Annotated in this window: 20 protein-coding genes; 19 read left to right on the forward strand and 1 reads right to left on the reverse strand. The window is 67.5% G+C overall.

What is annotated here, in order from left to right; translation table 11 throughout:
• The first annotated feature begins 51 nt into the window (after positions 1 to 51).
• The 15 genes from GO608_RS02145 to ilvA all read left to right on the forward strand — a co-directional run bounded on the left by GO608_RS02145 (position 52) and on the right by ilvA (position 12,737).
• A complete protein-coding gene (locus GO608_RS02145) occupies positions 52 to 534 on the forward strand; it encodes a PACE efflux transporter (RefSeq protein WP_169198296.1) in 483 nt (160 codons plus the stop codon).
• A complete protein-coding gene (murB, locus tag GO608_RS02150) occupies positions 524 to 1,570 on the forward strand; it encodes a UDP-N-acetylmuramate dehydrogenase (RefSeq protein WP_169198295.1) in 1,047 nt (348 codons plus the stop codon). Before GO608_RS02145 ends, murB begins: the two co-directional genes overlap by 11 nt.
• Positions 1,571 to 1,658: 88 nt before the next feature.
• Positions 1,659 to 2,330: a zinc ribbon domain-containing protein gene (locus GO608_RS02155; protein ID WP_169198294.1), complete on the forward strand. Its 672-nt coding sequence runs from the start codon at positions 1,659 to 1,661 to the stop codon at positions 2,328 to 2,330.
• A gap of 47 nt (positions 2,331 to 2,377) precedes the next feature.
• Positions 2,378 to 3,427: a TAXI family TRAP transporter solute-binding subunit gene (locus tag GO608_RS02160; RefSeq protein WP_169198293.1), complete on the forward strand. Its 1,050-nt coding sequence runs from the start codon at positions 2,378 to 2,380 to the stop codon at positions 3,425 to 3,427.
• 116 nt (positions 3,428 to 3,543) lie between these two features.
• The gene (gene thiL / locus GO608_RS02165) at positions 3,544 to 4,503 is read left to right on the forward strand and encodes a thiamine-phosphate kinase (RefSeq protein WP_169198292.1); all 960 of its coding nucleotides are present in this window, start codon (positions 3,544 to 3,546) and stop codon (positions 4,501 to 4,503) included.
• A gap of 57 nt (positions 4,504 to 4,560) precedes the next feature.
• Positions 4,561 to 5,040, forward strand: coding sequence for a phosphatidylglycerophosphatase A family protein (locus GO608_RS02170; RefSeq protein WP_169198331.1), 480 nt, complete (start codon positions 4,561 to 4,563; stop codon positions 5,038 to 5,040).
• A gap of 1 nt (position 5,041) precedes the next feature.
• Positions 5,042 to 5,542 carry a CinA family protein gene (locus tag GO608_RS02175; protein ID WP_169198291.1) on the forward strand — a complete coding sequence of 167 codons (501 nt, stop codon included), beginning with the start codon at positions 5,042 to 5,044 and terminating at the stop codon, positions 5,540 to 5,542.
• 62 nt (positions 5,543 to 5,604) lie between these two features.
• On the forward strand, positions 5,605 to 6,645 hold the full coding sequence (recA, locus tag GO608_RS02180; protein ID WP_169198290.1) for a recombinase RecA: 1,041 nt from the start codon (positions 5,605 to 5,607) through the stop codon (positions 6,643 to 6,645).
• A gap of 8 nt (positions 6,646 to 6,653) precedes the next feature.
• Entirely contained in the window at positions 6,654 to 7,103 is a 450-nt protein-coding gene (recX, locus tag GO608_RS02185) for a recombination regulator RecX (RefSeq protein ID WP_169198289.1), read from the forward strand.
• On the forward strand, positions 7,090 to 7,812 hold the full coding sequence (lptB, locus tag GO608_RS02190; protein ID WP_169198288.1) for an LPS export ABC transporter ATP-binding protein: 723 nt from the start codon (positions 7,090 to 7,092) through the stop codon (positions 7,810 to 7,812). The genes recX and lptB overlap by 14 nt, the downstream gene beginning before the upstream one ends.
• A gap of 21 nt (positions 7,813 to 7,833) precedes the next feature.
• Entirely contained in the window at positions 7,834 to 9,267 is a 1,434-nt protein-coding gene (locus tag GO608_RS02195; protein WP_169198287.1) for an RNA polymerase factor sigma-54, read from the forward strand.
• Between the two features lie 14 nt (positions 9,268 to 9,281).
• On the forward strand, positions 9,282 to 9,605 hold the full coding sequence (gene hpf, locus GO608_RS02200) for a ribosome hibernation-promoting factor, HPF/YfiA family (protein ID WP_169198286.1): 324 nt from the start codon (positions 9,282 to 9,284) through the stop codon (positions 9,603 to 9,605).
• 131 nt (positions 9,606 to 9,736) lie between these two features.
• A complete protein-coding gene (ptsN, locus tag GO608_RS02205; protein WP_169119729.1) occupies positions 9,737 to 10,222 on the forward strand; it encodes a PTS IIA-like nitrogen regulatory protein PtsN in 486 nt (161 codons plus the stop codon).
• Positions 10,191 to 11,132 carry an HPr(Ser) kinase/phosphatase gene (gene hprK / locus GO608_RS02210; protein WP_169198285.1) on the forward strand — a complete coding sequence of 314 codons (942 nt, stop codon included), beginning with the start codon at positions 10,191 to 10,193 and terminating at the stop codon, positions 11,130 to 11,132. The genes ptsN and hprK overlap by 32 nt, the downstream gene beginning before the upstream one ends.
• Positions 11,133 to 11,216: 84 nt before the next feature.
• Positions 11,217 to 12,737 (forward strand): threonine ammonia-lyase, biosynthetic, encoded by a 1,521-nt coding sequence (gene ilvA, locus GO608_RS02215; protein ID WP_169198284.1) that lies wholly within the window; start codon positions 11,217 to 11,219, stop codon positions 12,735 to 12,737.
• 10 nt (positions 12,738 to 12,747) lie between these two features.
• Here the strand turns inward: ilvA and GO608_RS02220 are convergent, their stop codons facing one another.
• The gene (locus tag GO608_RS02220; RefSeq protein ID WP_247002779.1) at positions 12,748 to 13,353 is read right to left on the reverse strand and encodes a 5-formyltetrahydrofolate cyclo-ligase; all 606 of its coding nucleotides are present in this window, start codon (positions 13,351 to 13,353) and stop codon (positions 12,748 to 12,750) included.
• Between the two features lie 40 nt (positions 13,354 to 13,393).
• Here GO608_RS02220 and GO608_RS02225 point away from each other — a divergent pair, with 40 nt between their 5' ends.
• Genes GO608_RS02225 through GO608_RS02240 form a run of 4 tightly spaced genes read left to right on the forward strand, consistent with a single transcriptional unit; the run spans position 13,394 to position 18,246 of the window.
• The gene (locus GO608_RS02225; protein WP_169198283.1) at positions 13,394 to 15,328 is read left to right on the forward strand and encodes a lytic transglycosylase domain-containing protein; all 1,935 of its coding nucleotides are present in this window, start codon (positions 13,394 to 13,396) and stop codon (positions 15,326 to 15,328) included.
• 34 nt (positions 15,329 to 15,362) lie between these two features.
• Positions 15,363 to 16,328, forward strand: coding sequence for a complex I NDUFA9 subunit family protein (locus tag GO608_RS02230; RefSeq protein ID WP_169198282.1), 966 nt, complete (start codon positions 15,363 to 15,365; stop codon positions 16,326 to 16,328).
• A 38-nt stretch (positions 16,329 to 16,366) separates the two neighbouring features.
• Positions 16,367 to 17,023 (forward strand): glutathione S-transferase family protein, encoded by a 657-nt coding sequence (locus tag GO608_RS02235; protein ID WP_169198281.1) that lies wholly within the window; start codon positions 16,367 to 16,369, stop codon positions 17,021 to 17,023.
• The gene (locus GO608_RS02240) at positions 17,023 to 18,246 is read left to right on the forward strand and encodes a multifunctional CCA addition/repair protein (RefSeq protein ID WP_169198280.1); all 1,224 of its coding nucleotides are present in this window, start codon (positions 17,023 to 17,025) and stop codon (positions 18,244 to 18,246) included. Before GO608_RS02235 ends, GO608_RS02240 begins: the two co-directional genes overlap by 1 nt.
• The last annotated feature ends 28 nt before the right edge of the window (positions 18,247 to 18,274 follow it).

Consider the following 18,274-nt stretch of genomic DNA (forward strand, 5'->3'; position numbering starts at 1 on the left):
GCTGGCTGCGGCGAGGCTCTATCTTTGCCGGCTCCACGAATGTCGTCGCCCATGTCACCTCACCCCTCCGGACTCCGACCTCCGCTGCGCTCCGTCCGCGACCGGATCCGCCAAGTCGTGCTGTTCGAGTTGGGCGGGCTGGCGCTGGTCACTCCGCCTTTCGCGTGGGCGAGCGGCGTGCCGCTGTCCGACTCGATCGGCCTGCTGGCGCTGATCTCGCTGCTCGCGGCGGCGTGGAATGCCACGTACAACACCTGTTTCGACCGCATCGAGGCGAAGCTCGCCGGCCGGCCCGCCGATCGCCGGCCGCTCCCGCTGCGCGTCGCGCACGCGATCGGCTTCGAAGGCGGCCTGCTGCTGATGAGCCTGCCGATCATCACGGCCTGGACGGGCATGAGCTGGTTCGAGGCACTGCTCGCGGACCTCGGGCTCGCGACGGCCTACGTGCTGTACGCCTTCGCGTTCAACCTCGGCTACGACCGCGCGTTCCCGATCGAACCGCAGCGTTGCGAGTCGCTTTCCAGTGCCCGGTAATAGCGGCGCCGCGCCGCTGCCGGCGCTCGAAACTCACGCCGACCTGCAGGCTCTCAATACTTTCGGGCTCCCGGCGCAGGCCGACCGCCTCGCGATCATCGAGCATCCGGCGCAACTCGCCGCGCTGCTCGCGCAACCCGACTGGGCCGACGCGCCACGGCTCGTGCTCGGCGGCGGCAGCAACCTGGTGTTGACCGGCGACTTCCACGGGCTCGTACTGAAAGTCGCGATCGGCGGACGCCGGCTCGTCCGCGACGACGACGACGCGTGGTACGTCGAGGCCGGCGCCGGAGAGAACTGGCACGACTTCGTGCGCTGGACGCTCGCGCAAGGGTGGCCGGGGCTCGAGAACCTGTCGCTGATTCCCGGCACTGTCGGCGCGGCCCCGATCCAGAACATCGGCGCGTACGGGCTCGAAATCGCCGAACGCTTCGCGTCACTCGCCGCCGTGTCGCTGGAAACCGGCGCGAGCTTCCGGCTGGATGCCGCCGACTGCCACTTCGGTTATCGCGACAGCATTTTCAAGCACGACCTGGCGGACCGCGCGCTCGTCACGTCGGTCACTTTCCGCCTGCCCAAGCGCTGGCTGCCGGTCACCCGCTACGCGGACGTCGCCGAAGAGCTCGCCGCGCGCGGCAGCGTCGCCCCAGGTCCGCTCGACATTTCCGACGCCGTGATCGCGATCCGCCGGCGCAAGCTGCCCGACCCTGCAGCGCTCGGCAATGCCGGCAGCTTCTTCAAGAACCCCGTCATCGATGCGGCCACGCTCGAGCGCCTCGTCGCCAGCCACCCCGGACTGCCGCACTACCTCCAGCCCGACGGCAGCCTGAAGCTCGCCGCCGGCTGGCTGATCGACCGCTGCGGCTGGAAGGGGCGCGACCTCGGGCCGGTCGGCGTGTATGAAAGGCAGGCGCTGGTGCTCGTCAATCGCGGCGGAGCGACCGGCGCGGATGTCAGCCGCATCGCGCAGGCGATCCGGGACGACGTTTCGCGGCGCTTCGGCGTCGATCTCGAACCGGAGCCCGTCTTCGTCTGAAACGCGGCGTTCCCGGCAAAGCGGGTTTGAGTATCCGAATGTAATGGGCTCTTGAATGTAACCGGGTCTCTTCCATACTCTGAGCCCTATGGATACGCTCCAATGCTCATTCTGTAGCCACGAGAACCCGGCAAGCGCGAAATTCTGCAATGCCTGCGGTTCCTTGCTGAACCTGCAGCTGTGCAAGCATTGCGGCGCCATCGATCACGCGTCGGCGACCACTTGCTACAAGTGCGGCGCGTCATTCGCAAGCGGCGACGAGCCGAGCGTGCCGCCCGAAGCGACCGACGATGAAGCCGCCGATACGACGATGAACCCAGGTTTCGCGCACGAACCCGGCCCGCCGGAAGCGGCGAGCAGCGCGAAGCCGGCCGGCGCTCCCGGGGACCCCCTCTCCAGCCCTTGGACGAGAGCGCTGGCGCTGGTGATTTTCGTCATCGGCGCCGTGATTCTTTACCGCATCTACCTGAGCGGCGACGCGACGACGAGCGTCGCGCAGGACGCCGCATCGCCTTCCATCCCCGCAGTCGACGCCACACTCAGGGCCGTCCCGCCATCTTCCGCGCCGGCCGACGAGGTCGACGCGGTGCCGGTCACACCTGCGCCGGTCCCGCCGGAAGCATCGGCGAACGAGGAAGCGCTTGCGGCCGAGCCGGCGGCGCCCGCGGCCGCGACAGAACCTTCGGCACCAGCCGACGACGCCCGGGCGCAGCCATATTCCTGCACTCCTGCAGTCGCCGCACTCGGACTATGCAACTGAGTGCAATTGAGTGCAACTGAGCATTCACGCTAAAAAGGGGAAATGAAATGCGATTATCGGCGATCGGCATCGTTGCAGGAATTCTCCTGGCCCTCCAGGTTCCGGCAGCATCGGAGGCGGCAGAGTTCAAGATCGTGACCGCCTCGGAACGCGGCACCTATATCCAGATCGGCCGCGACATCGCGAAATTCGTCGCTCCGGAGGCGAACATCGCGCTCGAGGTGCTGCCGTCGGCCGGCTCGGCTGAAAACGTGCGGCGCCTGCGCTACGAGCCCGGCGTGAAGTTCGCGATGGTGCAGTCGGACGTCTATCAGGCGTTCCTCGATCAGGCGCAGGAAGGCAACGTCGCAGCGGCCCGCATGCTGCACCCGCTGCGCGTGATCATGCCGCTGTACAACGAGGAGATCTACTTCATCACGCGCGCCGACACCCCGGCCGAATTCATCCACGAAATAAAGGACGCGAAAATCAATGTGGGCCCGGTCGGCAGCGGCACCGCGCTGTCGGCGACGACGCTGTACCGGCTGATGTTCGGCAAACCGATCGCCGAGGAAAACACCAGCTACCTTTCGAACGAGGACGCGCTCGTCAAGCTGCTGACCGAAAAGACGCTCGACGTCGTCGTCGTCGTCGCCGGGCAGCCGGCCAAGCTCCTGACGGACATGAAACCGGAGGCGCGGCAGTTCATCAAGCTGCTCAAGCTCGATCCGAACCACAGCACGACCCGCGCCGCGCTGCGCACGTACTTTCCGGCGACCGTGCGCGCCGCCAACTATCCCAACGTGCTGACCGAGGACGTCCCCGGCATCGCCGTCAAGGCGTTCCTCGTGACCTACAATTACAACCGCCCCGAGACGATCCGCTACCTGACGAAGTTCGCCGAATCGCTGTGCCACAATTTCCCGCGGCTGCGCACCGAAGGCCATCCGAAGTGGAATGAAGTCGAGCTCTCGCTGCCGGCGCTGGGCAAGGGCTGGTCCTACTTTCCGCCAATGGAGCGACATCTGCGCGCCTGCCCGGAGATGACGGCGGCGTCGCCGGCCGTCGAGCAGAGCCAGTGCACGCAGCAGGAAAAAATTCTCGGCCTGTGCGAGTGAGCGGGGACCCGCCGGAGAAATCCCGCAGCCGCGGAAAATAGTTCGGGCAGCCAGGGGCGGCCGGGTTAAGCTTTTCGACCCGATGAGCCGCTCCATTCTGCCTGCGCTGCGCCGCGATGCCTTCCGAATTCGACCTGATCCGCCGCCACTTCACCCGCCCCGCCCGCCACACCGAGCTCGCCGTCGGCGATGACGCGGCGCTATTCACGCCGGCCCCGGGCATGCAGCTCGCGACCTCGACCGACATGCTCGTCGCCGGCACGCATTTCTTCGCCGATGCGGATCCCGAGGCGCTCGGCTGGAAAGCGCTGGCGGTCAACGTCTCCGATCTCGCGGCGATGGGAGCCGAACCGCGCTGGGCGCTGCTCGCGCTCGCGCTGCCGGCCGCCGACGAAGCGTGGATCGAGGCGTTCGCGCGCGGTTTCTTCGCGTGCGCCGGGCAATTCGGCGTCGACCTCGCCGGCGGCGACACGACGCGCGGCCCGCTGAACCTGTGCGTGACGGTCATCGGTGAAGTGCCGGCAGGCTCGGCGATCACTCGCGCCGGCGCCCGTCCGGGCGACGACATCTGGATCACCGGCGAACCCGGCCGCGGGGCGCTCGGCCTCGCGTTCCTGCGCGGCGAGACGGCGCTCGATGCCGCCGCGGTCGCGCCGTGCCTCGACGCGCTGCACCGTCCGCAGCCGCGCGTCGCCGCTGGCCTCGCGCTGCGCGGGGTCGCCGATGCGATGCTGGACGTCTCCGACGGACTGGTCGGCGATCTCGCGCACATCCTCGAGGCTTCCGGCACCGGCGCGGTCCTCGAGCTCGCCGCGCTGCCGCTCGGCGCGCTGCTCGCGGCCGGCGCCGACGTCGAATTCGCGCAGCGCTGCGTGCTTGGCGGCGGCGACGACTACGAGCTGCTATTCACCGCCGCCGCCGCGCAACGCGAGCCCCTCGGCGCGCTCGCCCGGCGGCTGGATCTGCCGTTCACGCGCATCGGCACGATCACCGGCGACACCGGCCGCCTGCTGCTGCGGCACCCGGACGGCAGCGAACGCCCGCCGGCGTACCGCAGCTATGATCATTTCGCCTGATTTTCATTGGCGCTCCCGATGCCGTCACCTTCCCCTGCGCGACAAGGGCCCACGATGATGCCCCCCACGTACCGGCTGCTCCTCAGCCATCCGGCCCATTTCATTTCGCTGGGCTTCGGCGCAGGGCTCGCGCCGCGCGCTCCCGGCACTGCCGGCACGCTCGCCGCCTGGCTGCTGTACCCGCTGCTGCGGGCACCGATCTCGGACTTCGTGTTCCTCGCGCTGCTGGCGAGTTTCTTCGTCGCCGGCCTGATTGCCGCCGAGCGCACCGGCCGGGCCCTCGGCGTGCCCGACCACGGGGCGATCGTGTGGGACGAGATCGTCGCTTTCTGGCTGGTACTATTCTTCACTCCGGCGAACCTGCTCTGGCAGAGTCTCGCGTTCGTGCTGTTCCGCTTTTTCGATATCGTCAAGCCGCAACCAATCCGGTGGGTGGACAGTCGCATCAAGGGTGGCCTGGGCGTGATGCTCGACGACGTGATCGCGGCCGGCTACGCCATTCTCGCGCTGGCTCTGCTGGTGCGTTTTTCTGGGTGAGATGATGGACAGGGAACTGGCTGCACTGTCGGCGGAAACCGGCGCGTGGCTCGGCGCACGGGGCATGCGCCTGGCGAGTGCCGAATCGTGCACCGGCGGCTGGATCGCCGAAGTGGTCACGGCGACGGCCGGCAGCTCGGCGTGGTTCGACTGCGGCTTCGTGACGTACTCCAACGAGGCCAAGCAGGATCTCCTCGGGGTGGCGGCGGCGACGCTGGCGGACTTCGGCGCGGTCAGCGAGGAAACCGTGCGCGAGATGGTTGGCGGTACGCTCGCGCGCAGCCGCGCCGATGTCGCGCTGGCGGTATCCGGCGTCGCCGGCCCGGGCGGCGGCAGCGCGGCCAAGCCGGTCGGCATGGTGTGTTTCGCGTGGGGTCGGCGCGGGGCCGGGATCGACAGCGAAACGCGGCATTTTTCCGGCGATCGGGAAGCGGTGCGGCGCCAGGCGGTGATCCGGGCACTGCGCGGGATAATGACATATGATTTACCGGCGGGCCGCTGAAGCAGTACCCTGCGTACCAGCAATCTCTGTGCCATAATTCGCAAAGTTTGAAAGGACAGGACATGGACGACAACAAGGCCAAGGCCCTCGCCGCCGCGCTCTCGCAGATCGAGAAGCAATTCGGCAAAGGCTCGATCATGCGGATGGGCGACGGCACCATCGAACGTGACATCCAGACGGTGTCGACCGGCTCGCTCGGCCTCGACATCGCGCTCGGCCTGGGCGGCTTGCCGCGCGGCCGGGTGGTCGAGATCTACGGCCCGGAATCCTCCGGCAAGACGACGCTGACGCTGCAGGTCATCGCCGAAATGCAGAAACTCGGCGGCACCGCCGCGTTCATCGACGCCGAGCATGCGCTCGATGTCGGCTACGCCGAGAAGCTCGGCGTGAACATCCAGGATCTGCTCATCTCGCAGCCGGACACCGGCGAACAGGCGCTCGAGATTGCCGACATGCTGGTGCGTTCGGGCGGCGTCGACATTGTCGTCATCGACTCGGTCGCGGCGCTGACGCCGAAGGCCGAGATCGAGGGCGAGATGGGCGACCAGCTGCCCGGTCTGCAGGCCCGCCTGATGAGCCAGGCGCTCCGGAAGCTCACCGCGAACATCAAGCGCACCAACACGCTGGTGATCTTCATCAACCAGATCCGCATGAAGATCGGCGTGATGTTCGGCAGCCCGGAGACCACGACCGGCGGCAACGCGCTGAAGTTCTACGCCTCGGTGCGGCTCGACATCCGCCGCATCGGCGCGATCAAGAAGGGCGACGAGGTGGTCGGCTCGGAGACGCGCTGCAAGGTCGTCAAGAACAAGGTCGCGCCGCCGTTCAAGGAAGCGCATTTCGACATCCTCTATGGCGAAGGCATCTCGCGCGAGGGCGAGATCATCGACCTCGGCGTGCAGCACAAGATCGTCGACAAGTCCGGCGCGTGGTATGCGTACAAGGGCGAGAAGATCGGGCAGGGCAAGGACAATTCGCGCGAATTCCTGCGCGCGAACCCGGCCCTCGCGCGCGAGATCGAAAACAAGGTCCGCGCGCAGGTCGGCCTGAACGCGATGGCCGTCGAGGCTGCACCCGCTGGGGTGGCTTCCGTCGAGCCCTGAGCGGCACGATGGCTGAAATCAGCTTGCGGGAACGGGCGATACGCCATCTGGCACGACGCGACCATTCCCGCGCCGAGCTCGCCCGCAAGCTGGCGCCATACGGCACCGCCGAGGAAATCGACGACGTCCTGAACCGCATGCACGAACTGGAACTGCTCTCCGACCGGCGCTTCGCCGAAGCCTGGGTGCGTGGCAAGGCCACCCGCTTCGGCACCGCCCGCCTGCGCCACGACCTGGCGCAGCGCGGGGTCGCGCGCGAGACTGTCGATGCGGCGCTGGCGGCCGAAGGCGGCGGCGACGAGCTCGGCCGCGCCCGCCAGGTCTGGACGGGCAAGTTCGGCATCGCCCCGGCCGATGCCCGTGAATGGGCGAAGCAGGCGCGCTTCCTGCAGAGCCGGGGATTCGGCGGCGACGTGATCCGCAAGGTACTGAACGAGACGCCCGATGAGTCTGCTTAAGGTTGCCGGGCTGCAGAAGCGCTACAAGGCGCGCACGGTCGTCCACGACGTCGGCTTCGAAGTCGGCAGCGGCGAAGTCGTCGGGCTGCTCGGGCCGAACGGCGCCGGCAAGACCACCTGTTTCTACATGATCGTCGGGCTGGTGCGGGCGGACGGCGGCGACATCACGCTCGACGAGGCGCTTCTCACGCACCTGCCGATCCACGCCCGCGCGCGTCTCGGGCTGTCCTACCTGCCGCAGGAGATGAGCGTCTTCCGCAAGCTCACCGTCGCCGAGAACATCCGCGCGGTGCTCGAACTGCAGGCGCTCACCGAAGAAGAGATCACCGCGCGACTCGAACAACTGCTCGACGAGCTCGGCATCGCGCACCTGCGCGACAACACCGCGATCTCGCTGTCCGGCGGCGAGCGGCGGCGCTGCGAAATCGCCCGCGCGCTCGCCACCGACCCGCGCCTGATCCTGCTCGACGAGCCGTTCGCCGGCGTCGACCCGATCGCGGTGCTCGACATCCAGAAGATCATCCGTTTTCTCAAGGACCGCGGTATCGGGGTGCTGATCACCGACCACAACGTGCGCGAGACGCTCGGCATCTGCGACCGCGCCTACATCATCAGCGAAGGCCGCGTGCTCGCCAGCGGGCGGCCCGGCGAAATCGTCGCCAACGAAAAAGTCCGCCAGGTCTATCTCGGCGAACATTTCCGCCTCTGAGCCAGATCGAGCCGCCTCACGATGAAGCCGACCCTCCAGCTCAAACTCTCCCAGCACCTCACGCTGACGCCGCAACTGCAGCAGTCGATCAAGCTGCTGCAGCTATCGACGCTCGAACTGAACCAGGAACTCGAACGCTTCCTGCTCGAGAACCCGATGCTCGAACGCGAGGACGGCGACGGCAGCGATTTTGCCCCTCCGCCCGCCACCGCGGCGGCAGCCGGCGGCGAGAGCGAAAATCCTCCCGCCGCGAACGAACAGCACGCCGAAGCGGGACCGGCGAACCTCGACGAAGCCGGTGAATGGTCGAGCGCCGGAAGCGGCTCGTCGAACCGCGACGACGAGGACGACAGCGACTACCAGGAGTTCCAGGCCGCCGAGACCAGCCTGCGCGATCACCTCGACCAGCAGGTCAGCCTGTCGCCGCTGTCCGATCGCGACCGCGCGCTGGTGCGCTTCATCATCGAGGCGCTCGACGACGACGGCTATCTGAACCAGTCGCTCGAAGAGCTGCTGCCGCTGCTGCCGCCGGAACTCGAATACGAGCTCGACGACCTGTCGATCGCGCTGCACCATGTGCAGAACCTCGACCCTGCGGGCGTCGCGGCGCGCACGCCGCAGGAATGCCTCAGCCTGCAGCTGCGCGCGATGCGGCCGAGCCCGACGCGCGAGCTCGCGCTGAAGATCGTCGACCATCACCTCGAACTGCTCGCCGAACGCAATTTCGTCCGCCTCAAGCGCCTTCTCGCCTGCGACGACGATGCGCTGCGCTGCGCACACCTGTTGATCTGCAGTCTCGACCCGCACCCGGGCTCGCAGCATTCGGTGCAGGAAACGCGCTACATCATGCCCGACGTCGTCGTGCGCAAGCAGCGCGGGCGCTGGGTCGTCACGCTGAACCCCGAAGCGATGCCGAAACTGCGCATCAACTCGCTATACGCGAACATCCTGCAGCAGAACCGCGGCTCCGGCGGGGCCTTGACGAGCCAGTTGCAGGAAGCGCGCTGGCTGATCAAGAACGTGCAGCAGCGTTTCGACACGATCCTGCGTGTCTCCCAGGCGATCGTTGACCAGCAGCGGCAGTTCTTCGATTATGGCGAGGTCGCGATGCGCCCGCTGACGCTGCGGGAAATCGCGGACCAGCTGGAACTGCACGAATCCACCGTGTCGCGGGTCACGACACAGAAATTCATGGCCACCCCGCGGGGCGTGTTCGAACTCAAGTATTTTTTCGGCAGTCACGTCGCCACCGATACCGGTGGAGCGGCATCCTCAACGGCGATTCGCGCGCTGATCCGCCAGTTGGTCGAAGCCGAAGACAGAAAGAAACCTCTGTCCGACGCAAAGATTGCCGAATTGTTGGGCCAGCAGGGTATCGTGGTGGCGCGGCGCACCATTGCAAAATACCGCGAATCACTCAATATCCCGCCGGTCAGCCTGCGCAAGACGATCTGAAAAGAGGAACGATCATGAATCTCAACATCACCGGACATCACGTCGAAGTCAGCCCCGCGATCCGCGAATATGTCACGAACAAGCTCGACCGCGTGATCCGCCATTTCGACAACGTGACGAGCGTCGGCGTGATTCTGTCGGTGGAGAAGCTCAAGCAGAAGGCGGAAGTAACCCTGCACGTGCGCGGCAAGGACATCTACGTCGAGAGCGACGACGTCGACCTGTATGCGGCGATCGACGCGATGGTCGACAAGCTCGACCGGCAGGTCATGAAGTACAAGCAGAAAGCGTTCGACCACAACCACGACGCGCTGAAGCATCAAAGCACGGAACTCTGATCGAGTCCCTCTCTCTTCCCGCTCCAGGGTGTGTCTATAATTCGTGGGCATCCGTCCCACGCCTGCGACACTCCCCACGACTTTTCCCGCGCGCGCGGCACCCCTGCGGCGCCGCGCGCGTCATGAGCAGCATGAGCCTCATTGCCGAACTCCTGCCACCTTCAAACGTGGTCATCGACCTCGACGCGAGCAGCAAGAAGCGCGTCTTTGAACAGGCTGGCCTGCTGTTCGAGAACAACCACGGCATCGCCCGCAGCGTGGTATTCGACAGCCTGTTTTCACGCGAACGCCTCGGTTCGACCGGGCTCGGCCAGGGGATCGCGATTCCCCACGGCCGCATCAAGGGCCTGAAGGACGCGGCGGGCGCGTTTCTGCGTCTCGCAACGCCGGTGCAGTTCGATGCGCCGGACGGGCGGCCAGTCAATATGCTGTTCGTGCTGCTGGTGCCGGAGCAGGCGAACGAGCGCCACCTGCAGTTGCTCTCCGAACTCGCGCAGATGTTCAGCGACCGCGATTTCCGCGAGCGCCTGCTCAATGCGCCCGATGCCGCCACGATCCACTCCCTGTTCGCCTCCTGGGGGCCCCATGCGACAGACGAACGTCGCGCTGCTGTATGAAGCCCAGCGCGAGAGACTGGCGCTGACGCACGTCAGCGGACAGCTCGACCGCACGATCTCGGTCACCGAAGACCGCATCTGGCCGGCAGACCTGATCGGGCACCTGAACCTGGTCCACCCCGCCCGGCTGCAGGTCCTCGGGGCCGCGGAGCTGGCCTGGGCGCAGCGTCAGTCGCGCGAAAAAGTCGGTCATCATGTCACCGAGATCATCAACGCCCGCCCACCGGCGATCATCGTCGCCGACAAATGTGAAATCCCCCCGATCCTGCGCACGATCTGCGAGAACGCCGACATCGCGCTGTTCACCACGCCTCATCCGGCCGCCAGCGTCATCGACCAGCTCCGCCTGTACCTGTCGCGCGAGCTCGCCGAGAAAATCTCGCTGCACGGCGTGTTCATGGATGTGCTCGGACTGGGCGTGTTCATCACCGGCAATTCCGGCGCCGGGAAGTCCGAACTCGCGCTGGAGCTGATCTCGCGCGGGCACGGCCTGGTCGCCGACGACATCGTCGAATTCTCGCGCATCGCGCCGACCGTGCTCGAAGGCCGCTGTCCCGAAATGCTGAAGGATTTCATCGAGGTGCGCGGCCTGGGCATCCTCAATATCCGCACCATCTTCGGCGAGACCGCGTGCCGCCGGAAAATGCGCCTGCGCCTCGTGGTCCATCTCGAGCGGCGCCTGCCCGGCCAGACCGATCCTTCCCGGCTGCCGATGCACCGCGAAACCCAGGAGGTGCTCGGCGTGCCGATCATCCGCGCGATCCTGCCGGTCGCGGCCGGACGCAACATCGCGGTGCTGCTCGAGGCGGCCGTGCGCTCGACGATCCTGCAGCTGCGCGGGATCGATTCGACGCAGGAGTTCATCGACCGGCAGCAACGCATGCTCGAAGGCGAGCCGGACCGGAACTGATCCCGCTGGACTGATCCCGCTTGCCGCCGTGCCGCACCGGCTGCTACGCTCGTTGCCTTTGCTTCTCCCGCTCAGGGACCGTCGATGACTGCCGCAATCCCGGACTATCTGGAAAGAATCCTCAACGCCCGCGTCTATGACGTCGCGGAGGAAACCCCGCTCGATCTCGCCCCGAACCTGTCCGCACGCATCCACAACCGCATCTACCTCAAGCGCGAGGACATGCAGCCGGTGTTCAGCTTCAAGCTGCGCGGGGCCTACAACAAGATGGCGCACCTGCCGCCGCCGGCACTCAAGCGGGGAGTGATCTGCGCCTCGGCCGGCAATCACGCGCAGGGCGTTGCGCTGTCGGCGCAGAAGCTCGGCGTGCGCGCGGTGATCGTGATGCCGACCTCGACACCGCAGATCAAGGTCGACGCGGTCAGGGCGCGGGGCGGCGAAGTGGTGCTCGCCGGCGACTCCTACTCGGACGCCTACGCCCACTCGCTGGAACTGGAAAAGGCGGACAAGCTCACTTTCGTGCACCCGTACGACGACCCGGACGTGATCGCCGGGCAGGGCACGATCGGCATGGAGATCCTGCGCGCGCACCCCGATCCGATCCACGCGATCTTCTGCGCCGTCGGCGGCGGCGGACTGATTGCGGGCGTTGCGGCCTACGTGAAACGGCTGCGGCCGGAAATCAGGGTCGTCGGCGTCGAGACGGTGGACGCCGACGCGATGACGCGCTCGCTCGCGGCGGGTGAACGGGTCGTGCTCGACCAGGTCGGCCTGTTCGCCGACGGCACCGCGGTCAAGCAGGTCGGCGAAGAGACTTTCCGGCTGTGCCGGGAATATGTGGACGAGATGATCCTCGTCGACAACGATGCGATCTGCGCCGCGATGAAAGACGTCTTCGAGGACACGCGCTCGATCCTCGAGCCTTCCGGCGCGCTCGCTATCGCCGGCGCGAAGGAATACGCGAAGCGGCACAACCTGCATGGCAAGGCGCTGGTGGCCGTGGCGTCCGGCGCGAACATGAATTTCGACCGGCTGCGTTTCGTCGCCGAACGCGCCGAAGTCGGCGAACAACGCGAAGCGGTGTTCGCGGTGACGATCCCGGAACGCCCCGGCTCGTTCCGCAAATTCTGCAGCCTCGTCGGCGACCGCCACATCACCGAGTTCAACTATCGCTACGCCGACCCCGAACAGGCGCACATCTTCGTCGGCGTGTCGGTGCACAACCGCGCCGAGGCTTCCCGCCTCATGGAGATGCTCGACCGCCACGAGCTGCCGGCAGTCGACCTTACCGACGACGAACTGGCGAAGAGCCATATCCGCTACATGGTCGGCGGCCGCGCACCACACGTCGACAACGAGCTCGTGTACCGCTTCGAATTCCCCGAGCGCCCCGGCGCGCTGATGAATTTCCTCACCAACCTGCACTCGGACTGGAACATCAGCCTGTTTCACTACCGCAACCACGGCTCGGATTTCGGCCGCGTGCTGGTCGGCATGCAGGTGCCTCCCGGCGACAAGACGGCATTCGGCGCGTTCCTCGACCGACTCGGCTATGAATACGCCGACGAGTCCGGGAACCCGGCGTATCGCATGTTCCTCGGCTGAAACCCGCGCTTCAGGCAGCGTGCGGCTGGGCCGGGAAAGCTCCTGCTTCGGTCACGATCCACTGCATCGGGCGGTCATGGGGCTGCGGATACACCGTTTCGGCCCGCCCCAGCTCGAAACCGACGCCGACCGCGACCGTGTCGATCAACGCAAGCGTGCGATCGAAATAGCCGCCGCCGTAGCCGAGCCGGTAGCCGGCGGGGTCGAACGCGTTGCACGGCACCAGCACCGCGTCTGGTACGAGCGCCTCGCCGTCGGGGGGATGCGGGATGCCGTGGCGATCGAAGACCATTTCCATGCCCGGCGTCCACCTGCGGAACACCAGCGGCGTGGCCTTTGCCAGCACCACCGGCAGCGCCGCGACGCGCGAGGGTCCGCCGGCGAGCCAGCGGCACATCCATGCGCGCAGATCGGGCTCGGCACGGTACGGCCAGCAGAACGCCAGCACTCGCGGAGCAAGTCGCCCGACCAGCCCGTCCAGATGCGCTTCGAGCTGCTCCGTGAGGGTCGCACGGTGCTCGTCCGGCAGCACCAGCCGCTCGGCGCAGGCGCGCTCGCGCAGCACCCGCCGGATGCGGTCCGCGTCGTCGTCGGCAGGGGAAACGGGGGTCGTCACTGTGCTAAGGTGAATCGAATCAAAAACAGGATGGTAAGGGATGATCAAGGGATTGTGGGCGGGCGTGGCCGTGGCGTTGGCGGCGCTGAGCGCGGGGGTGCACGGCGACCCGGGGGATGAACGGATCCTGGCGGCGCGGGAGGCGCTGCGCACCGGCGACCGGGACGCGCTGGAGCAGCTCGATACGCAACGCGCGTCGCACTCGCTCGACTCGTACGTCAAGTACTGGCTGCTGTCGAACAAGCTTGCGCGCCCCGACCCGGCGCCGATCATCGAGTTGACCGAGTTCCTGCTGCAGGATCCCGACAGCCTGCTTGCCGAACGCCTGCGCGCCGACTGGCTGCGCCGCACGGTGCGCGACGAGGACTGGCCGGGATTCCTGCGCCTGTACGCCGACCTGCGGGAACCGGACGCCGAGCTGCGCTGCCATTACCGCACTGCCCGGCTCAACCTCGGCGACCCCGCAGTGCTGGCCGAGACTCGCGCCCAGTGGATGGAACTGACCGACAGCCACATCGCCTGCGAGCCGGTGCTGCGCGCGCTCGCAACCGGCGGCGCGGTCGGCGCGGACGAGCTGTGGTGGCGATTCCGCCGGCAGATCGAGAACCGCAGCTTCACCGCGGCGCGCAGCACGCTCGCCTGGCTCGCGGCCGGCGAAATGCCGAAGCTGGCCAGTTTCGACCACGCGGTGAAGTCCCCCGAAGCGTACCTCGACCGCCTGCCGGCGAACTTCGCCGCGACGCGGCCCGGCCGCGAGCTCGCCTTGACGGCGCTGATCAGCCTCGCGCGCAAGGACGACCCGCGCGCCGCGCAGGTCCGCCTCCAGCGCATCAGCGACCGGCTCGATCACGACGAACGAGCCTACGCCCATGCAATCCTCGGCCATTACGGCGCGCTCGCGCGCCTGCCGCAGGCCTCCGAGTGGTATCGCGCCGCCGGCGACGTGGCGATGAGCAGCGAGCAGCGTGCGTGGCGGGTGCGCGCAGCGCTGCGAGTCGAGGACTGGCGCATGGTGGAATCCTCGATCGAGGCGCTGCCGGCGGCCGAGCAGGCCAGCGCGGAGTGGATCTACTGGCTGGGCCGCGCACGGGCAGCACTCGGGCGCGCGGACGAGGCTGCGGCGCTCTACCGGCGCATCGCCGGCGAACCGCATTTTTACGGCCTGCTCGCGGCCGAAGAAGGCGGCGAGCTTTTTTCCGCGCCCACCGTCAACGGTGTGGTGTCGGCGGGCGACACCGCGCGGGCTGCGGCCGATCCCGGCCTGCAGCGCGCCCTCGCGCTGTACCGGCTCGACCTGCGCACCGAAGCGGCGCGCGAATGGAACTGGGCCCTGCGCGGCCAGGATGAAGGCTTCCTCGTCGCCGCCGCACGCCTCGCGCTCAGCCACGAGATCTTCGACCGCGCGATCAACACCGCCGAACGCACCGATGCGCGCGCCAACTTCGACCTGCGCTATATCACGCCGTATCGTCCGCTGATCGAGCCGCAGGTGCGCGAGCGCGGGCTCGACATGGGCTGGGTATACGGGCTGATGCGCCAGGAAAGCCGCTTCATCGCGCCAGCGCGCTCGAGTTCCGGGGCGCAGGGGCTGATGCAGGTGATGCCCGCGACCGGCAAATGGGTCGCGGGCAAGATCGGCCTGCCGGACTACCACGCCGGCATGCTCACCGACCCCAACACCAACGTCCTGCTGGGCACGAGCTACATGCGGCTGATCCTCGACGGACTCGACAATCATCCGGTGCTCGCATCGGCCGGCTACAATGCAGGGCCGAGCCGGGCCCGACGCTGGCGCGACCAGCGCTCGCTCGAAGGCGCGATCTATGCCGAAACGATTCCTTTCGACGAGACGCGCGACTATGTCAAGAAGGTGATGTCCAACGCGGTCATTTATGCGGCGATGCTCGAAGGCCGACCCCAGTCGCTGAAGCAGCGGCTCGGCACGATCGCTCCCCGACCCGCCGAGGACCAGTGACCCATCGCATCGTTGCCTGCACGGGAGCCTCACCATGAAAATCGAACGCGTCGTGCTCATCGGCGGCTCCGGCTTCGTCGGCAGCGCCGTTGCCAACCGGCTTGTCGGAGCCGCTGTCGAGGTCGTCGTTCCGACTCGCCGCGCGAGCCGCGCGCGGGATCTGCTGCTGCTGCCGACCGTCGAAGTCGTCGAGGCGGATGTGCATGATCCGGCGACGCTCGCCCACCTCGTCAGCGGCGTCGATGCGGTCATCAACCTCGTCGGGATCCTGCATTCCCGGTCGGGCTCCCCGTACGGCCGGGATTTCGCGCGCGCCCATGTCGAGTTGCCACAAAAAATCGTCGCGGCGTGCCAGGCCGCGCGAGTTCCCCATCTCGTGCATGTGAGCGCGCTCGGCGCCTCGCCGGACGGTCCGTCCGAATACCTGCGCTCGAAAGCCGCCGGCGAAGCGGCAGTGCGCGCCGGCGGTAACGCCCCCGCGTGGACCGTGCTGCGTCCGGCAGTAATGTTCGGCCGCGGCGACCACTTCACGAACCTCTTCGCCAAGCTGGCGAGGCGATTTCCGGTTTTGCCGCTGGCCGGCGCGCGCGCGCGATTCCAGCCCGTGTACGTCGAAGACGTCGCTGCGGTCATCTGCCACTGCCTGCGCGAGTCGGCTGCCGCCGGCGAAATGTTCGAACTCGCCGGGCCGCGCGTCTATACGCTGCGCGAGCTGGTCGAATACATCAGCGATCTGGCCGGCGCACCGCGCCCGATCCTCCCGCTGCCGAACGGGCTCGCGATGATGCAGGCGGCGCTGATGGAATGGCTGCCGAACCCGATAATGAGCCGCGACAACCTGCGCTCGATGCGCGTCGACAACGTCGCGAGCGGCGCGCCGCTGCCGTTCGGCATGACACCGACGCCGCTGGAGGCCGTCGCACCGTCATATATCGGCGACAGGTCGCAGCGCGCCCGCTACTATTCGATGCGTAGCCACTCCGGCCGACCCCACGGCTGAACGGCCGGACGATTTTCCACCCGACGGAGACTTCGCGCATGAAACTGATCATCGGCAACAAGAACTACTCGTCCTGGTCGTTGCGTGCGTGGCTCGCGGCGAAGGCCAGCGGGCAGCAGTTCGAGGAGATCCGCATCGCGCTGTTCATCCCCGGCAGCCGCGAACGCATCCTGTCGCATTCGCCGTCCGGTAAAGTGCCGTGCCTGATCGACCACGGCCTGGCGATCTGGGATTCGCTCGCGATCTGCGAATACCTCGCCGAAAAGGCGCCGGGGCTGTGGCCGGCCGACACGGCGGCGCGCGCGATCGCCCGGGCAGTCAGCGCCGAGATGCATTCCGGCTTCACCGACCTGCGCCAGCACATGACGATGAACATCCGCAAGGACTACACCGGCCAGGGACACAACGCGGCGGTCGATGCGAACATCGCGCGCATCGAGGCGATCTGGAACGACTGCCGCGAGCGTTTCGGCACGCGCGCGAACCCCGCCGGGCCGTACCTGTTCGGCGCGTTCTCCGCAGCCGATGCGATGTACGCGCCGGTCTGCTTCCGCTTCAAGACCTACGGCGTGCGACCCGCCGCGGCCGCGGGCGAGTACCTCGACGCGATGCTCGCGCACCCGTTGATGCAGGAATGGGCAGCGGCAGCGAATGCCGAAAGCGAATCGATTCCGTCCGAAGACCTTTACGGCTGATGCGTGTTTATGTCGTCGGCGGCGCGGTGCGCGACCGCCTGCTCGGCCTGCCGGTGCAGGATCATGACTGGGTGGTCGTCGGCGCGACCCCCGACGAAATGCTCGCGCGCGGCTTTCGCGCCGTCGGCAAGGATTTCCCGGTGTTCCTCCATCCTCGCACCGGCGAGGAATACGCCCTTGCCCGTACCGAGCGCAAGAGCGGCCGCGGCTATACTGGTTTCACCGTGCACGCGTCCCCGGACGTCACACTCGAAGAGGACCTGCGCCGTCGCGACCTGACGATCAACGCGATCGCGCAGGACGAGGACGGCACGCTGATCGACCCGTACGGCGGGCGCAGGGACCTCGAAAACCGCGTGTTCCGGCATGTCAGCGAAGCGTTCGCCGAAGATCCGGTGCGCGTGCTGCGCGTCGCACGCTTTGCCGCGCGCTTCGACGGGTTTTCCGTCGCGCCCGAGACGCTCGCGCTGATGCGCACGATGGTCGATAACGGCGAAGTCGATCACCTGGTTGTCGAACGCGTGTGGCAGGAGCTCGCGCGCGGCCTGATGGAACGCCGGCCTTCGCGGATGTTTGCCGTGCTGCGCGAGTGCGGCGCGCTCGCGCGCATCCTGCCCGAAGTCGATCGCCTGTTCGGGGTGCCGCAACCGCCGCAGCACCACCCGGAAGTCGACACCGGCATCCACGTGATGGCGGTCGTCGACCACGCCGCGGTCACCGCGCAGCCGCTCGCCGTCCGCTGGGCCTGCCTGCTGCACGACCTGGGCAAAGCCGACACGCCGGTGCACGTATTGCCGCATCACTACGGCCACGAGGCGAAGAGCGCCAACCGCGCACGGGCCGTGTCGGAGCGCCTGAAGGCGCCGCTCGATTGCCGCGACCTCGCCGTGCTGCTGGCGCGCGAGCACGGCATCCTGCATCAGGCACGTGCATTGCGTTCGGTGACGATCGTGAAGCTGCTCGAACGCACTGACGCGCTGCGCCGCCCGGAGCGTTTCGGCCTGTTGCTCGAAGCCGCGGCGTGCGATTTCCACGGTCGCCCGGGCATGGCCGAGCGTGCTTATACGCAGGCGGCGATCTGGCACGCCGCGCTCGCCGCGGTTCGGTCGGTCGACGCCGGGGCGATTGCCCGCAGCTGTACCGACAAGGCAAGCATTCCGCAACGCGTGCACGAGGCGCGGGTTGCGGCCGTCAAGGCTCGGCGCGCGGAAGAGGACGACTGAGTCCGCTGGCCGCCGTTTGCAGGGAGCG

Source organism: Aromatoleum buckelii (assembly GCF_012910785.2).
GTDB classification, from domain to species: domain Bacteria; phylum Pseudomonadota; class Gammaproteobacteria; order Burkholderiales; family Rhodocyclaceae; genus Aromatoleum; species Aromatoleum buckelii.

Excerpts from the sequence above, each read along its gene's own strand:
- hpf (WP_169198286.1), top strand. The coding sequence starts at position 9,282 with ATGAATCTCAACATCACCGGACATCACGTCGAAGTCAGCCCCGCGATC.
- GO608_RS02175 (WP_169198291.1), top strand. The coding sequence starts at position 5,042 with ATGATGGACAGGGAACTGGCTGCACTGTCGGCGGAAACCGGCGCGTGG.
- GO608_RS02230 (WP_169198282.1), top strand. The coding sequence starts at position 15,363 with ATGAAAATCGAACGCGTCGTGCTCATCGGCGGCTCCGGCTTCGTCGGC.
- lptB (WP_169198288.1), top strand. The coding sequence starts at position 7,090 with ATGAGTCTGCTTAAGGTTGCCGGGCTGCAGAAGCGCTACAAGGCGCGC.
- GO608_RS02170 (WP_169198331.1), top strand. The coding sequence starts at position 4,561 with ATGCCCCCCACGTACCGGCTGCTCCTCAGCCATCCGGCCCATTTCATT.
- hprK (WP_169198285.1), top strand. The coding sequence starts at position 10,191 with ATGCGACAGACGAACGTCGCGCTGCTGTATGAAGCCCAGCGCGAGAGA.
- recA (WP_169198290.1), top strand. The coding sequence starts at position 5,605 with ATGGACGACAACAAGGCCAAGGCCCTCGCCGCCGCGCTCTCGCAGATC.
- GO608_RS02160 (WP_169198293.1), top strand. The coding sequence starts at position 2,378 with ATGCGATTATCGGCGATCGGCATCGTTGCAGGAATTCTCCTGGCCCTC.
- GO608_RS02155 (WP_169198294.1), top strand. The coding sequence starts at position 1,659 with ATGGATACGCTCCAATGCTCATTCTGTAGCCACGAGAACCCGGCAAGC.
- GO608_RS02225 (WP_169198283.1), top strand. The coding sequence starts at position 13,394 with ATGATCAAGGGATTGTGGGCGGGCGTGGCCGTGGCGTTGGCGGCGCTG.
- GO608_RS02240 (WP_169198280.1), top strand. The coding sequence starts at position 17,023 with ATGCGTGTTTATGTCGTCGGCGGCGCGGTGCGCGACCGCCTGCTCGGC.
- GO608_RS02145 (WP_169198296.1), top strand. The coding sequence starts at position 52 with ATGTCACCTCACCCCTCCGGACTCCGACCTCCGCTGCGCTCCGTCCGC.
- GO608_RS02235 (WP_169198281.1), top strand. The coding sequence starts at position 16,367 with ATGAAACTGATCATCGGCAACAAGAACTACTCGTCCTGGTCGTTGCGT.
- ilvA (WP_169198284.1), top strand. The coding sequence starts at position 11,217 with ATGACTGCCGCAATCCCGGACTATCTGGAAAGAATCCTCAACGCCCGC.
- GO608_RS02195 (WP_169198287.1), top strand. The coding sequence starts at position 7,834 with ATGAAGCCGACCCTCCAGCTCAAACTCTCCCAGCACCTCACGCTGACG.
- ptsN (WP_169119729.1), top strand. The coding sequence starts at position 9,737 with ATGAGCCTCATTGCCGAACTCCTGCCACCTTCAAACGTGGTCATCGAC.
- thiL (WP_169198292.1), top strand. The coding sequence starts at position 3,544 with ATGCCTTCCGAATTCGACCTGATCCGCCGCCACTTCACCCGCCCCGCC.
- recX (WP_169198289.1), top strand. The coding sequence starts at position 6,654 with ATGGCTGAAATCAGCTTGCGGGAACGGGCGATACGCCATCTGGCACGA.